Below are 13,897 nucleotides of genomic sequence, written 5' to 3'. Positions count from 1 at the left end.
GCCGCTCCCCACTACTGGGAAAGGCTCAGTGACGGAGCGGAGGACGGGCGGCGACGTGGTGGACGACGACGAGCCGGTCGAGGACGTACGGGACGACGAGCTCACCCGCAGCGGCGATCCCGGATGGGACCCGGGCACCGCGGCCGGCGCGGACGCCGCGCCGGAACCCGACGCCGTGGACGTCCCGGCGCTGCGGGCCCGGCTCGCGGCCGCCGAGCAGGCCCGGGACGAGGCGCTGCGCCGTACCGACGCGCTGACCGAGGCGCTCGCCGACGTCCGCTCCCGCCCGGTGGAGACGTTCGGGATGCGCGCCGACAAGATCGTCCGGATGGCCCAGCACGAGGCCGACCAGCGCCGCCGGGCGGTCGAGCAGGAGGCGGCCGAGGTGCACGCCCGTGCCCACGCAGAGGCCGCCCGGATCACCGCGGACGCCGTCGCCGACGCCGAGCGGATCCGTGCCGAGGCCCGGGCCGACGCCGAGCGGGCCGCCGCGGACGCCGCCCGCGAGGTCGAGCAGGTGCGCTCGATGGGGACGGTGGCCCGCCGCGAGTCCGAGCGGGTCGCCGACACCGCGGCCTCGATGCACGCCCACGTCGCCGACCTGCGCCGGGGCGTCCGCGAGGAGGTCGCCCGGCTGCACGCACTGCTCGGTGCCGAGCTGGGCCGGCTCGACCGGCCCGCCCGCCCGCCCGGCGGTGGCGCCCACCAGCTGCGCGAACCGGGCGGCCGTCCGGTGCCGGCCGAGCTCCCGCCGGTCACGCTGCCCGAGCAGCGGGCCGCCGGACCGCGACCGTCGCCGGGCCCGGCCGCCGCGTCGCCGGCGTCCCCGGCCGGCCCGGCACCCGAGCCGGAGACCGCGGCGCTGCGGCACACCGTGCGTCCCGATCCGGCCCGGGCGTCCGGGGGCCCCGTCCCCGGCTGAGCGCTACCGTGCGCCGATGACCACCGCGCGCCCCTCCCCCACGGACCCGCGCCGGCGGATCCCGCGCACCGACGCGCTGCTCGCCGAGCCCGAGCTCGTCGCGGCCGTGGCGCGGCTCGGCCGGGACCGGGTCAAGCGGGCGGTCGCCGCCGCGCAGCAACGGGCCCGCGACGGCGTCATCGCGCCGGAGGCCGTCGCCGCGGACGCGGTCACCGGCCTCCCCGCCACCGCGACCGGGATCCGGCCGGTGCTCAACGCCAGCGGCGTCCTGCTGCACACGAACCTGGGCCGGGCCCCGCTGTCGGCCGCCGCGGTCACCGCGCTCGGTGCCGCCGCCGGGACCTGCGACGTCGAGCTGGACCTGGCCACCGGGCAGCGCGGGACCCGCGGTGCCGGGGCGGTCGCGGCGCTGCGCGACGCCGTGCCCGGGGCCGGCGCCGCCTGGATCGCGAACAACGGTGCCGCCGCGCTCGCGCTGGTCTGCGCCGCGCTCGCCGGGTCCGGGCGGGAGATCGTGATCTCCCGTGGCCAGCTCGTCGAGATCGGTGACGGCTTCCGCATCCCGGAACTGATCGAGTCGACCGGCGCCCGGCTGCGCCCGGTCGGGACGACGAACCGCACCCACCTGCGGGACTACGCCGCGGCGGTCGGTCCCGACACGGCGTTCGTCCTCGTGGCGCACCCGTCGAACTTCGTGGTGAGCGGTTTCGTCGCCGAGGTCGGCATCGCCGAGCTCGCCGGGCTGGGCCCGCCGGTGGTCGCCGACATCGGCTCCGGCCTGCTCACCGCGCACCCGCTGCTGCCCGACGAGCCGGACGCCGCCGGGGCCATCGCCGCCGGGGCCGACCTGGTCACCGCGTCCGGGGACAAGCTGCTCGGCGGGCCGCAGGCCGGGCTGCTGCTCGGTGGCGGCGAGCGCGGGACCGCTCTCGTGGACCGGGTCCGCCGGTTCCCGCTGGCCCGCGCGATGCGGGTGGACAAGCTGACCCTGGCCGCGCTCGAGGCGTCGGTCGCCGGGCCGCCCACCCCCGTCCGCACGTTCCTCGACGCCGATCCCGCCGCGCTGCGCGCCCGCGCCGGCACGATCGCCGAGCGGCTCGCCGGCGACGGGATCGACGCCGTCGCGGTGGACAGCGTCGCGGGGGTCGGCGGCGGCGGGGCACCGGGGGTGGACCTGGCCAGCGCCGCGGTGGCGCTGCCCGAGCGCTACGCCGTCGCGCTGCGCGCCGGCGACCCGCCGGTGCTGGGCCGGGTGGCCGACGGGCACTGCCTGCTCGACCTGCGGGCGCTGGCCCCCGCCGACGACGACGTGCTGGTCCGCGCGGTACGGGCGGTGGCCTAGTGCACGTGCTCTGCACGGCGGGTCACGTCGACCACGGCAAGTCGACCCTGGTGCGGGCCCTGACCGGGATGGAGCCCGACCGCTGGGCCGAGGAGCGGCGCCGCGGGATGACGATCGACCTGGGCTTCGCCTGGACCGAGCTACCGGGTGCGGGGACCGTCGCGTTCGTCGACGTCCCCGGGCACGAGCGGTTCGTCGGCACCATGCTCGCCGGGGCCGGGCCGGTACCGGCGGCGGTGTTCGTCGTCGCCGCCGACGAGGGCTGGATGCCACAGTCCGGCGAGCACGCCGACGCGCTCGCCGCCGCGGGCGTCACCCGGGGCCTGCTCGTGCTCACCCGGACCGACCTGCTGGAACCCGACCTGGCTCGGCTGGACGCGACGGCGGCGCTGGCGGAGCGCGGTCTGCACGGATGGCCGTCGGTCGCGGTCTCGGCCGCGACCGGGGCCGGGCTCGACGAGCTGCGCACCGCGCTCGCCGCGCTCACCGCGTCCCTGCCGGACCCCGATCCGGACGCCGACCTGCGGCTCTGGGTGGACCGGTCGTTCACCGTGCGCGGCGCGGGCACGGTCGTCACCGGGACGCTGGGCAGCGGCACCGTCCGGGCCGGGGACGAGCTGGAGCTCGACGGTCCGGGCGGCCGGATCCCGGTGACCGTGCGCGGGGTGCAGGAACTCGGCGCCGCGGTGCCCTCGGCGGGGGCGGTGGCCCGGGTCGCGCTGAACCTGCGCGGGATCGCCCGGGACCGGGTCCGGCGCGGCGACGCGCTCCTCACCCGGGCCGCCTGGCCGGCGCCGGTGGAGCTCGACGTGCGGCTGCACGGGATCGGCGGGCCGGCGCCGGAGATCGGGTCACCGACCGGGCTCACCCTGCACGCCGGATCGGCCGCCGTACCGGTGCGGGTCCGGCCGCTCGGCGACGACGTCGTCCGGCTCCGCCCCGAACGCCCGCTCCCGCTGCGGATCGGGGACCGCGCGGTGCTGCGCGACCCGGGCGCACACCGGGTGGTGGCCGGGGTGACCGTGCTGGACCCGGCCCCGCCGCGGCTGCGCCGCCGGGGCGCGGCGCGGCGCCGGGCCGACGAGCTCGCCACGGTGACCGGGGTTCCCGACGCGGCCGCCGAACTGGCCCGGCGCGGCAGCGTCCCGGCCGCGGACCTCACGCGCTGGGGTGTCCCGCGCCCGCAGGTGACGGCGCTGCGGGACCGGGTCCCGCACGCCGGGGAATGGCTGCTGGACCCGGCCGTCGCGACGGCGGCCGTGTCCGCCCTGACCCGGGCGGTGACCGCGCACGACGCCGCGGACCCGCTCGATCCGGGGCTCCCGCTCGCCACCGCGCGACGGGCGGCCGGCCTGCCCGGGACCGGGCTCGTGGAGGCGGCCCTGCACGCCGTCGACCCGGACGGCCGCGAGCTCGTCGTGCGCGACGGGCGGGTCCGCCCGGCCGCCGGGGCGGGCCCGCCGGAGCGGTTGCTGTCCGCGGCCGCCGCACTGCGCACCGAGCTCACCGCGCAGCCGTTCACCGCACCCGAGGCGGACCGGCTGGCCGGGCTCGGGCTCGGGCAGCGGGAGCTGGCCGCGCTGGAGCGGGCCGGGGAACTGCTCCGGCTCACCCCGGACGTGGTGCTGCTCCCGGACGCCCCGGACCGGGCGGTCGAGGTGCTCCGCGGGCTCGGCCCGGAGTTCACCGTCAGTGCCGCGCGGCAGGCGCTGGGCAGCAGCCGGCGGGTCGTCGTCCCGTTGCTGGAGTTGTTGGGCCGCACGGGCCGGACGATCCGGACACCGGACGGCGGGCACCGGTTGCGCTGAGTGCCCGCCCGGCCCGCCGGACCGTCGCTCCGAGTGGCGGGGGCGCACCGTCGTGCCTACCGTCGTGCCAATGACCGATCCCCGCCCCCCCGCTCCCGGCCTCGCCGACGGCCGCCCCGGGGGACCGGCGGGAACCGGGACGACCGAGATCACCGACACGGTGGACGGTCTGCGGCTGGCCGTCACGACCGGGGACGACGACGTGGTGGTCATCGCCGTGGACGGGGAGCTGGACATCCTCACGGCACCCGAGCTGCGCGCCGCGGTGACCGACCGCATCCCGAGCGCCGCACTGATCGTGCTGGCCCTGGACGGCGTCCTGTTCCTCGGGACGTCCGGCCTCGCCGCGCTGATCGAGATCCGGGAGCAGGCCCACCGCGCCGGGGTGGAGCTGCGGCTGGCCTGCACCGAGCGGCGGGTGCTGCGCCCGCTCGGCATCGCCGGCCTGCACCACCTGTTCGACATCCACGACGACGTGGAGGCCGCACTGAACTCCTGACCAGGTGTGGCGCAGCTCACATAACACACGTACGGACCAGTCGGCGCGGCTGTGACGTGCGGGGACGTCGACGCCCGGCACCGGTCACGGGGCCGGATGCCGTCCCGTGACGTTTGCCGGTCGGGCGGCTCGGGAAACGCACCGGCACCAGCCCGGTGCGCCGGATCCCGATCGACGAGGTGACCACGTGAGCGACGTTTCCCGGCTTCCCGGCCCGATGGACGACGTGTGGCAGTGGCAACGCCTCGGCGCGTGCCGGGGGATGGACAGCGGCGTGTTCTTCCACCCCGACGGTGAGCGCAACCCGTCCCGGTCGCGCCGGACCGAGCAGGCCAAGCAGGTCTGCCGCGGCTGCCCCGTGATCAGCGAGTGCCGCCGGTTCGCGCTCGCGAGCCGGGAACCCTTCGGTGTCTGGGGCGGGCTGGGCGAGTCCGAGCGCCGCACCATCCTGGAGCGCCGGGACGCCGTCACGATGCCGGGCCTCGTCGCCGTCAGCTAGCACTGCCGCGGCGGCCCCGGCCGGGGCCGCCGGTCAGGCTCCGGCGGCCCAGCCGGACGGCTCGGCCCCGAAGCCGCCGTCCGCGAGCGGGCGGTAGGGCAGCACCGGCAGTCCGTAGACCCGGGCCACCCGCCGCACCGCCCGTTGCACGACCTCGATCTCCGGGTCGGCCGGTGCACCGGACCCGGCGGGTGCGGCGCAGTAGGTACCGCCGTCCGGGTCGAAACCGATCAACTCGGACAGAGCAGCGACGAGGTCCTGCTCGTCCGCGTCCTGCACGATCCAGCGCAGCCCCAGCCGGTGCACGCGGACCGGCGCCGGGTCGTCGAACAGCTCCGTGACCGCCGGGGCGGCCGGGTCGACGACGACCGTCGCCGGCTCCTCGCCCGGATAGTCCTCGGCGTCCTCGGGGCCGGCGAGCCGCAGCGCACCGGCCACGTCGGTGCGGACGACCAGCACGTCGGTCTCCGCGGCGCGGCCGGACAGCTCGGCCAGCGGGCCACCGGCCCGCGCCGACTCCGACTCGGTCAGCGCCACCGCGACCAGCCTGCGCGGCCGGGCCACGTCCTGCCCCACGACGATCACGCCTTCCGGTACGGACTGCTCTCTCCGGGGGACAGTGAACTCCTTCTGCGAGTGCACTGCGCGCCGAACCACGCCCCGGACGGACGAGTGGGCCCACACGCTCCGCGAACGGGGCGGGAGCGGCGGACCGGTCCCCACCGGCGCCGCGACACGCGGGGATGCGCCCCCGGGACGGGGCGGCCGGTCGCCGCCGGCGGGCCGACGGTCGAGCGGTCCCGATCATCCGGCCGACGGTCCACGCTCGCCGCACCGCCGATCGTGTCCCGCACGGCAGGCACGCCGGACGGCAGGCACGCCGGACAACACCGATCCGCTCAGGGCGTCCCGTCGAGCCGGATCGCCAGCAGCGCGATGTCGTCGACGATCCGCGCCGGGCGGCACACCTCCAGCAGCTGCTCCACGACGTCCTCCGGCGCGGCGTCGGACGGCAGCTCGGCCAGCGTCCGTTCGAGCAGCTCGGTACGGGCGTCCGCGTCCTCGCCCGCGACGTCGGTGAGCCCGTCGGTGTAGAAGACGACGAGCGAGCCGGGGGCACAGGTCACCGTGGCCTCGTCGCGGCGCGCGCCGGTCGCCCGGCCGAACTCCGGCACCGCCCCCAGCATCGGCGAGTGGTGCTGGTCCAGCCGCACCAGGGCACCGCCGGGCTCGCGGAGCAGGGGCGCCGGATGCCCGGCGTTGGCGTAGGCGAGCCGGCGGCTGCCGTCCGGCTCCGCCGGTCCGAGCCGGGCGTACACCGCCGTCGCCATCTCGGCGATGTCGAGTCCCTGCACGAGCTGGTCACAGCGGTCCAGCACGGTGCCCGGCCGGTCCCCGCCCCAGGCGTAGGAACGCAGCACCCCGCGCAGCTGGCCCATCGCCGCCGCGGCGGACAGGTCGTGCCCGACGACGTCGCCGACCGCGGCACCGACCGACCCGTCGGGCATCGGCAGCACGTCGTACCAGTCGCCGCCGACCTGGTTCCCGTCCGTCCCGACCAGGTAGCGGGCCGCCACCCGCATCCCGGGGACCTCCGGCAGCGCCGGCAGCAGGCTGTGCTGCAGGGTCGCCGCCGCCGCCCGCTCCACCTCGTAGAGCCGGGCGTTGTCGATCGCCAGCCCGGCCCGCCCGGCCAGGTCCACGGCCAGGTGCAGGTCCCGCTGGGTGTACCGCCGGCCGTAGGGCAGCTGCGACGCCAGCGTCGCCAGACCCAGCACCCGGCCGCGGCCGAGCAGCGGGACGAGCAACGCCGACCGCAGCCGCAGCCGCTCGTAGGCCTCCGCGTCCCCCGGCGATCCGGGATGGATCTCCCGGCCGTCCTCGGGGAGCTCGGCGACCAGGCGCGGCGTCCCCGTCCGCACGGCCGCCGCGGCGTGCTCCTCGATCCACGGCGTCCGTAGCGGGCCGGTCCGGCCGAGCCGGTCGGCGTCCTCCGGGTCCCGGGCGGCGACCGCCATCCGTTCCCGGCTCCGGCCGTCCGGCACGTCGAGCAGGTCCACCGTGCACAGGTCGGCCAGTTCCGGGACGACGATCCGGGCGAGCCGGGTACAGGCGTCGGCGACGTCCAGCGCGCCGGTCATCTGGGTGGTGGCCTCCGCCAGCAGCCGCAGCTGGGCCCGCGCCGCCTCGGCGTCGGCCAGCGCGGCGCGCCGCTCCTGCTCGACCACCACGCGCTCGGTGACGTCGCTCTGCACCCCGACGAAGTTCACGATCTCGCCGTCGCCGTCGTGCACCGGCGAGATCGAGATCTGGTTCCAGAACGCGGTGCCGTCCCGCCGGTAGTTGAGCAGCACCTCCGTGATCGAACGCCGGTCCCGGACGGCCTCCCGGATCCGGCGCACCGTCGCGCGGTCGGTGTTCGGCCCCTGCAGGAACCGGCAGTTCCGGCCGACGACCTCGTCCAGCGGATACCCGGTCAGCCGTTCGAACGACGGGTTCACCCAGGCCAGCGGGCCGTCCTCGCGCTGCGGGTCGGAGATCGTGAACGACATCTCGGTGGCCAGCACGGCGCGGTCGCGCAGGAACTCCATCCGGTCCCGGTCACCGCGCTCGGAGTCGGCCAGCGGCAGCAGCACGGCCAGCGCCCGGGCCGGGCGCTCGTCGGACGCGGTGGCGGTGACGTCGGTCAGCGCGAACCCGGTCACCCAGACCAGGGTGCTCGACGCCAGGCCGGCATCGTCGGGCGGCGGCGCGCCGTCCACGGCGACGGCACCGGCACCGTGCAGCGCGACCGGCTCGCCGGGCACCGGCTCCCCGCCGGCGATCCGGGCCAGCGGGGACTCCGCGTCCGGGTGGGCCCGTCCGTCGAGATCGGTCATCCGGACCGCGTCGCTCCACTCCCGCACCCCGACCGGCAGCCGGACGGGGCCGTCGGTGAGCTCCAGTGCGGTGGTGTTGGCGTAGACGATCCGCCGCTCGGCGACGTCGATCATCAGCACGGCCACCCGCGCGTCGCCGCGGACGTGCGGCATCGCGGGAGTGGCCGGGATGTCACCGAGCGTCTCCGCCGACGTGGCGACCGCCTGGTCGACGGCCCTGTCCACGGCGTCACCGGGCGGACCGGCGTGATCGTCCACGGTGGGGTCGGGGTACCGGGTCACCCCCCCGAGCGTAGAGCCGGGCACCGTCCGCGGCGCGCCGGGACCGGCCGGTATCGTCGGTGCAGCGGTTCCGGCCGCCGGCCGGGCGGACCGCTCGCGTCATCCACGGACCCCGTCGAGACCACGGCGGGAGCCCCCGCCCCCGACGACGCCCGACCCGCGTCCCGCTCCCGGAGGTGATCCCCCTGCCCGGATCCGCGCCGCCGTCCCGGGGGGACAGTGTCGATCCGACCGCCGGTCCGACCGCCGATCCCTCCGTCGATCCGTGCGACGGCACGACCGAGCTCGGCGTGTCGTTCTCCTCGCCGCGCGGCGGGCTCACCGTCCTCACCGTGAGCGGCGAGGTGGACACCCTCACCGCGCCCCGGCTCGGCATCGCGCTCGACGAGCTGCTGGACCGCCCCGGTGACGACGCCGGCCGCGACGTCGCCGTCGACCTCGAGGGCGTCACCTTCCTGGCCTCCAGCGGCCTCGGCGTCCTGATCCACACCGCCCGCCGGGCCGCCAGAGACGACCGCAGGCTGTTCGTCGTCGCCACCAACCGGGCGGTGCTGCGGCCGCTCGAGGTGACCGGGTCGGCGCAGCTGTTCACGGTGCTGCACGACCGCGACGGCATACCCGGGCCGTGACCGGGCACCCGTACCGCACGGCCCACCGCCGCACGGGATGATTCCCCCGCGACCGGCGCCGGGCCGTACCGCCGCCGAGTCCGAACCCGCTCCGAAAGGACAAGCCAGCGTGGCCCACGAGGACAGCGCCAGCGTCGAGATCCGCACCGCCGCCAGGGCGTCGCTGATCCCGACCGTCCGTGCGGTCGCGTCCGATCTCGCCGCACGCGCGGACTTCGACCTGGACACCATCTCCGACCTGCGGATGGCCGTGGACGAGGCGTGCGCGACCCTGGTCGGTCTCGCCGCCCCCGGAGCCTCCTTGCGCTGCACGTTCGACGTCGGCGCCGAGCGCATCGACGTCGTCGCCCGGGTCGAGACGGCCGACGCGGCGACCCTGCCGACCGACAGCTTCGGCTGGCGGATCCTGCAGACCCTCGCCGACCGGGTCGACGTCGAGTCCGACAGCGGCGACGGGGAGGGTTCCGCCCTCACCATCCGGCTGCACAAGCTCGCCGGGCCAGGGCTGTGACGGCGGATCCCGAGTACGCCCACCTCGCCCCGGTCCTCGCCGAGTACGCCGCCCTCGACGCCGGCGACCCACGGCGCGAGCCGCTGCGGGACCGGCTGGTCACCGGCTACCTGCCGGTCGCCCAGCACATCGCCCGCCGGTTCAACCACCGCGGGGAACCGCTCGACGACCTGGTCCAGGTCGCGACCGTCGGCCTGATCAACGCCATCGACCGGTTCGATCCCGAGAAGGGCGGCGAGTTCTTCTCCTTCGCCGTCCCCACGATCTCCGGCGAGGTCCGGCGGCATTTCCGGGACCAGAGCTGGTCGATGCGGGTCCCCCGGCGGCTCAAGGACATGCACGTCTCGATCAACGGCGCGGTCTCCGAGCTCTCCCAGCGGCTCGGGAGGGCACCGCGCCCGTCGGAGATCGCCGAGCTGCTCGACCTGCCCGTGCAGGAGGTCCTGGAGGGGCTGGAGGCGGCCGAGGCCTACCGCAGCTCGTCCCTCGACGAGATGCTGTCCTCCGAGGACGGCAGCGCCACCGTGGGATCACTGGTGGGCGACGCCGACGCCGCACTCGACCGGGTCGACTACCGCGAGTCGCTGCGCCCGCTGCTCGCCGAGCTCGCCCCGCGCGAGCGCACCATCGTCATGCTGCGCTTCTTCGGCAACCGCACGCAGACCCAGATCGCCGAGGAGGTCGGGATCTCGCAGATGCACGTCTCCCGGCTGCTGGCGCAGACCCTGAACCGGCTCCGGGACCGGCTCGACTCGGACGACCGGGCACTGTAGACCCGCCCGGCGGCCCCCGGCGGCGCCCGACGAGGATCGGGGCGGGTGGCCGCGGGAACCTGCCGGGTCACGACGATCGGAGGACGACGGGATGAGCGTGCCGGAACACGTGCTGGTGGTCGGGGCGGGCCTGGCCGGCCTGCGCACCGTGCAGAGCCTGCGCCGGGCGGGTTACGAGGGCCGGATCAGCCTGGTCGGCGCCGAGGAGCACCTCCCGTACGACCGGCCCCCGCTGTCCAAGCAGTACCTCGCGGGTGACTGGGACCGGGAGCGGATCGAGCTGGCGTCCCAGGACGATCTCGACGAGCTCGGCGTGCGGGTGCACCTCGGGTGCACCGCCGTCGCGCTGCGCAGCGGCGAGGTGGACCTCGACGACGGCGCCACCGTGCACGCGGACGCCGTCGTGCTCGCCGTCGGCGTGACCTCCCGGGTGCTCGACGACCAGCCGGAGTCCGTGCACGTCCTGCGCGACGTCGACGAGTCCGACGCGCTGCGCACCGCCCTCGCGTCGGCCGGCTCGCTGCTCGTCGTGGGCGCCGGGTTCGTCGGGGCCGAGGTCGCGAGCACCGCCGTCGCCCGCGGCCTCGCCGTGACCGTGGTGGAGACCGCGCCGGTGCCGATGGAGCGGCTGCTCGGGGACCGGGCCGGCGGCCTGGTCGCCCGGCTCATGACCGAGGCCGGGATCGACCTGCGGACCGGGGTCTCGGTGACGTCGCTGCACGACACCGGGGCCGAGCTGTCCGACGGGACGTCGGTGCGCGCGGACGTGACCGTCGTCGGGATCGGCGGCCGGCTCGACCTCGGCTGGCTCGCCGGCACCGGCCCGGACCTGTCCGGCGGGATCCCGTGCGACGAGCACGGCCGCGTGGACGGGCTGCCCGGGGTGTGGGCGGTCGGCGACGCCGCGGCCTGGACCGATCCGGCCGACGGGCGGCGGACCCGGTACGAGCACTGGACCTCGGCGACCGAGCAGGCCGCCGCGGTCGCCGCCGACATCAGCGGCACCGAGCCACCGCGACCGGCCGTGCCGTTCTTCTGGTCCGACCAGTTCGGGCTGAAGATCCAGCTGATCGGCCGCCCGGAGCGGGCCGACGAGCTGCTGGCGCTGCACCGGGGACGGCCTCGGCGGCGGCCCGGTCAAGGGCACCGTGCTGGGCTACCTGCACGGCGACGAGCTCGTGGCCGTCGCCGGGTTCGGCGCGGCCCGCCTGGTGGCCCGCTACCGGGCGTTGCTCACCGGAGGAGCGGACCGGGCCGCGGTGCTGGAGCTGCGCGACTCGCTGGGCTGAGCGGTCTCAGCGCAGGATCGAGCGGACCAGCGCCAGGCCGACCAGAGCCCCGACCGCGATCAGGGTGTACTTGATCTTCGGGTCGGCCAGCTTCTCGGCCAGCTGCTCCTTGCCGCCCTCGATGAGGTTCCGCGGGTTGGCCCGGTCGGCCAGCGCGTCCAGGCTCTCGGCCAGCGCGTCCCTGGTCTGCTCGATCTCGTTCTGGATGTTCTCGGGGGCGCGGGCCACGACATCTCCTCCGGTTCGACCGGTGCGCGCGGCGCGCCCGGGACTCTCCTGCTGCTCGCGCCCACGGCGGGTGGCCCGGTCCACCCCGGACCGCCGCGTGGGCGGCGTGGCACCCACCGTAGCCACCGGGCGGGCGCTCCGCGCAGCATGGCACCCGGGGGCGGCGCGTCGCCGGTGCCCGTCCACAGGTGCGGGCGATCCGGCGGAGTTGTCCACAGGCAGTGGACTCGCCGCGGACCGGACGCCGACGGGTGGCAGGCTGGCCGTCATGAGCACCCGGCTGCAGGCGGGCGATCCCGCCCCCGACTTCACCCTCGACGACGCCGACGGCAAGCCCGTCGCACTGGCCGACCACCGCGGCCGGAAGGTCATCGTGTACTTCTACCCGGCGGCCAGCACCCCGGGGTGCACCACGGAGGCGTGCGACTTCCGGGACAACCTCGCCGAGCTGAACGAGGCCGGGATCGACGTGCTGGGCATCTCCCCCGACGCCCCGGCCAAGCTCGCCGCCTTCCGCGACGCGGAGGGCCTGACCTTCCCGCTGCTCGCCGACCCGGACCGCGAGGTCCTCACCGCCTGGGGCGCCTTCGGCGAGAAGAAGCTCTACGGCAAGACCGTCACCGGGGTCATCCGCTCGACGTTCCTGGTGGCCGAGGACGGCTCGATCGCCGACGCGAAGTACAACGTCAAGGCGACCGGCCACGTGGCCAAGCTGCGGCGGGACTGGGACCTCTGAGGTGAGCCCGGTCCGCGGGCCGGGCGGCGGGTGATGCCCCGCCCCCGGCGGTGGACCGACCGGGAGCTGGTCGAGGCCGTGGCCGCGTCGGGCACCCTCGCCGAGGTCTGCCGGCGGCTGGGGATCCGGCCGGGCCGGTACGACCTGCTGCGCAGACACATCGTCCGGGTGGGGGCCGACGCGGGCCATCTTCCGGGCCCGGTGGAGGGGCGGCGGCGCAACCACTGGACCGACCGGCAGCTCGCGGAGGCGGTGCGGGACTCGGCGAGCGTCTCGGCGGTACTGCAAGCACTCGGATACGCGCCGAGCGGCGGGATGCACCGGATGATCGTCGGGCACATCCGGCGGCTCGGCTTGGACACCTCACACTTCCGGGGCCAGGGCTGGGCCCGCGGGCACTCGTTCCCGGGCCGGGTGGGGCGACCGCTCGACGAGATCCTCGTCCGCGACTCCCCGCACCGCAACACCGGATTCCTCCGGCAACGGCTCGTCGCCGCCGGGCTGAAACCCGCGCACTGCGAGTGCTGCGGGCTGCACCGCTGGCTGGACCATCCGCTTCCGCTGCACCTCGACCACGTCAACGGCGACCACACCGACAACCGGCTGGAGAACCTCCGTATCCTGTGTCCGAACTGCCACGCGCAGACCAGCACCTGGTGCGCGCGTAAGGGTCGGCCGGCGTAGCCCAACGGCAGAGGCACGGTCTTTAGGTGGCCGCCAGTGCGGGTTCGAATCCCGCCGCCGGCACGCACCGGGTGGGCGCCCGGGCCGCTGCGGCCCGGCGTCCCCCGCTCACGCGGCCGGCTCGTCCGGCAGCGTGCGCCGGGCCGCCAGCACCACGCCCGCGATACCGACCACGGCGCAGAGCCCGGAGACCACGAACAGCGCCGGTGGCACCGAACCGGTCGCGGCATCCCCGAGGGTGACGATCGCGACGGTGCTCGGCGTCGACCCGATCACCGTCCCGACCAGGTAGGACCGGAACCGCACGGTCGAGAGCCCGGACACGTAGTTCATCGCGGCGAACGGCACCATCGGGATGAGGCGCAGCGACACGACCGCCAGCGTGCCGTGCTGGTCCAGGCGGCGGCGCATCCACTCCGCCCGCGGATGCTCGACGTAGCGGGCGACCATCCGGCCACCGGTCGCCCGGACCAGCCCGAACGCCACGGCCGCGGCCAGCGCGGTCGCCAGCAGGGTCAGTGCGGTCCCGGACACCGGCCCGAACAGCACCCCGGCGGAGACGGTGAACACGGTCCGCGGGATCGGGGGGACGTTGAGCAGCACCTGGAGCACGACGAACGCCACCGGCCCCCACGGGCCGGCGCCCTCGACCACCCGGCGCACCTCACCCAGCTGCGGGAGCGCCGAGACGCCGTACGCCCGTGCCACGAGGACGACGACGACCGCCACGAGCACCAGCCCCAGGCCGGCCACGACCGGACGCCACCACCGCACTCCGGCCACGGTACTCAGCCGTCCGCAGCGATCTCCGTCACG

At 76.4% G+C, this 13,897-nt stretch carries 15 protein-coding genes and 1 tRNA gene; 12 read left to right on the top strand and 4 right to left on the bottom strand.

The annotated features are described in order from the left end of the window. Positions 1-58 precede the first annotated feature (58 nt). The 5 genes from AFB00_RS18285 (at position 59) to AFB00_RS18265 (ending at position 5,070) form a co-directional block, all read left to right on the top strand. Positions 59-922 carry a hypothetical protein gene (locus AFB00_RS18285; protein ID WP_156819621.1) on the top strand — a complete coding sequence of 288 codons (864 nt, stop codon included), beginning with the start codon at positions 59-61 and terminating at the stop codon, positions 920-922. A 16-nt stretch (positions 923-938) separates the two neighbouring features. Further along, positions 939-2,264: an L-seryl-tRNA(Sec) selenium transferase gene (gene selA, locus AFB00_RS18280; protein ID WP_068798250.1), complete on the top strand. Its 1,326-nt coding sequence runs from the start codon at positions 939-941 to the stop codon at positions 2,262-2,264. Further along, positions 2,264-4,072 carry a selenocysteine-specific translation elongation factor gene (gene selB, locus AFB00_RS18275; RefSeq protein ID WP_068798249.1) on the top strand — a complete coding sequence of 603 codons (1,809 nt, stop codon included), beginning with the start codon at positions 2,264-2,266 and terminating at the stop codon, positions 4,070-4,072. Before selA ends, selB begins: the two co-directional genes overlap by 1 nt. Before the next feature lie 70 nt (positions 4,073-4,142). Next, positions 4,143-4,571, top strand: coding sequence for an anti-sigma factor antagonist (locus AFB00_RS18270; RefSeq protein WP_083275627.1), 429 nt, complete (start codon positions 4,143-4,145; stop codon positions 4,569-4,571). 187 nt (positions 4,572-4,758) lie between these two features. Further along, positions 4,759-5,070, top strand: coding sequence for a WhiB family transcriptional regulator (locus AFB00_RS18265; protein ID WP_068798248.1), 312 nt, complete (start codon positions 4,759-4,761; stop codon positions 5,068-5,070). Between the two features lie 33 nt (positions 5,071-5,103). Here AFB00_RS18265 and AFB00_RS18260 read toward each other — a convergent pair whose 3' ends face one another. Together AFB00_RS18260 and AFB00_RS18255 are read right to left on the bottom strand one after the other, a co-directional pair. Beyond that, positions 5,104-5,646, bottom strand: a complete 543-nt coding sequence (locus AFB00_RS18260; protein WP_156819620.1) for a hypothetical protein — start codon at positions 5,644-5,646, stop codon at positions 5,104-5,106. Positions 5,647-5,969: 323 nt separating this feature from the next. Next, positions 5,970-8,231: a SpoIIE family protein phosphatase gene (locus AFB00_RS18255; RefSeq protein ID WP_083275625.1), complete on the bottom strand. Its 2,262-nt coding sequence runs from the start codon at positions 8,229-8,231 to the stop codon at positions 5,970-5,972. A 290-nt stretch (positions 8,232-8,521) separates the two neighbouring features. Here AFB00_RS18255 and AFB00_RS34130 point away from each other — a divergent pair, with 290 nt between their 5' ends. From AFB00_RS34130 to AFB00_RS18235, 4 genes are all read left to right on the top strand, one after another. After that, the gene (locus tag AFB00_RS34130) at positions 8,522-8,860 is read left to right on the top strand and encodes an STAS domain-containing protein (RefSeq protein ID WP_068800421.1); all 339 of its coding nucleotides are present in this window, start codon (positions 8,522-8,524) and stop codon (positions 8,858-8,860) included. Positions 8,861-8,969: 109 nt separating this feature from the next. Continuing rightward, complete coding sequence (locus tag AFB00_RS18245; protein WP_068798246.1) at positions 8,970-9,371, top strand: ATP-binding protein; 402 nt, start codon at positions 8,970-8,972, stop codon at positions 9,369-9,371. Continuing rightward, positions 9,368-10,144 carry a SigB/SigF/SigG family RNA polymerase sigma factor gene (locus AFB00_RS18240; protein ID WP_068798245.1) on the top strand — a complete coding sequence of 259 codons (777 nt, stop codon included), beginning with the start codon at positions 9,368-9,370 and terminating at the stop codon, positions 10,142-10,144. Before AFB00_RS18245 ends, AFB00_RS18240 begins: the two co-directional genes overlap by 4 nt. Before the next feature lie 91 nt (positions 10,145-10,235). After that, positions 10,236-11,507, top strand: coding sequence for an NAD(P)/FAD-dependent oxidoreductase (locus AFB00_RS18235; RefSeq protein ID WP_231973971.1), 1,272 nt, complete (start codon positions 10,236-10,238; stop codon positions 11,505-11,507). On the opposite strand, the gene AFB00_RS18230 is transcribed toward AFB00_RS18235, so the two are convergent. Beyond that, entirely contained in the window at positions 11,440-11,661 is a 222-nt protein-coding gene (locus AFB00_RS18230) for a DUF3618 domain-containing protein (protein WP_068798244.1), read from the bottom strand. The two genes, AFB00_RS18235 and AFB00_RS18230, sit on opposite strands and share 68 nt — an antisense overlap. A gap of 268 nt (positions 11,662-11,929) precedes the next feature. Here AFB00_RS18230 and bcp point away from each other — a divergent pair, with 268 nt between their 5' ends. From bcp to AFB00_RS18215, 3 genes are all read left to right on the top strand, one after another. Further along, complete coding sequence (gene bcp / locus AFB00_RS18225) at positions 11,930-12,397, top strand: thioredoxin-dependent thiol peroxidase (RefSeq protein ID WP_068798243.1); 468 nt, start codon at positions 11,930-11,932, stop codon at positions 12,395-12,397. 33 nt (positions 12,398-12,430) lie between these two features. Then, a complete protein-coding gene (locus AFB00_RS18220; RefSeq protein WP_083275623.1) occupies positions 12,431-13,081 on the top strand; it encodes a hypothetical protein in 651 nt (216 codons plus the stop codon). Beyond that, positions 13,072-13,144, top strand: a tRNA-Leu gene (locus tag AFB00_RS18215). Before AFB00_RS18220 ends, AFB00_RS18215 begins: the two co-directional genes overlap by 10 nt. A 45-nt stretch (positions 13,145-13,189) precedes the next feature. Here the strand turns inward: AFB00_RS18215 and AFB00_RS18210 are convergent. Continuing rightward, entirely contained in the window at positions 13,190-13,855 is a 666-nt protein-coding gene (locus tag AFB00_RS18210) for a TVP38/TMEM64 family protein (protein ID WP_083275622.1), read from the bottom strand. Between the last annotated feature and the right edge of the window lie 42 nt (positions 13,856-13,897).

Source organism: Pseudonocardia sp. HH130630-07 (assembly GCF_001698125.1).
GTDB lineage: Bacteria > Actinomycetota > Actinomycetes > Mycobacteriales > Pseudonocardiaceae > Pseudonocardia.
This window is presented reverse-complemented; position numbering and strand designations above follow the sequence as displayed.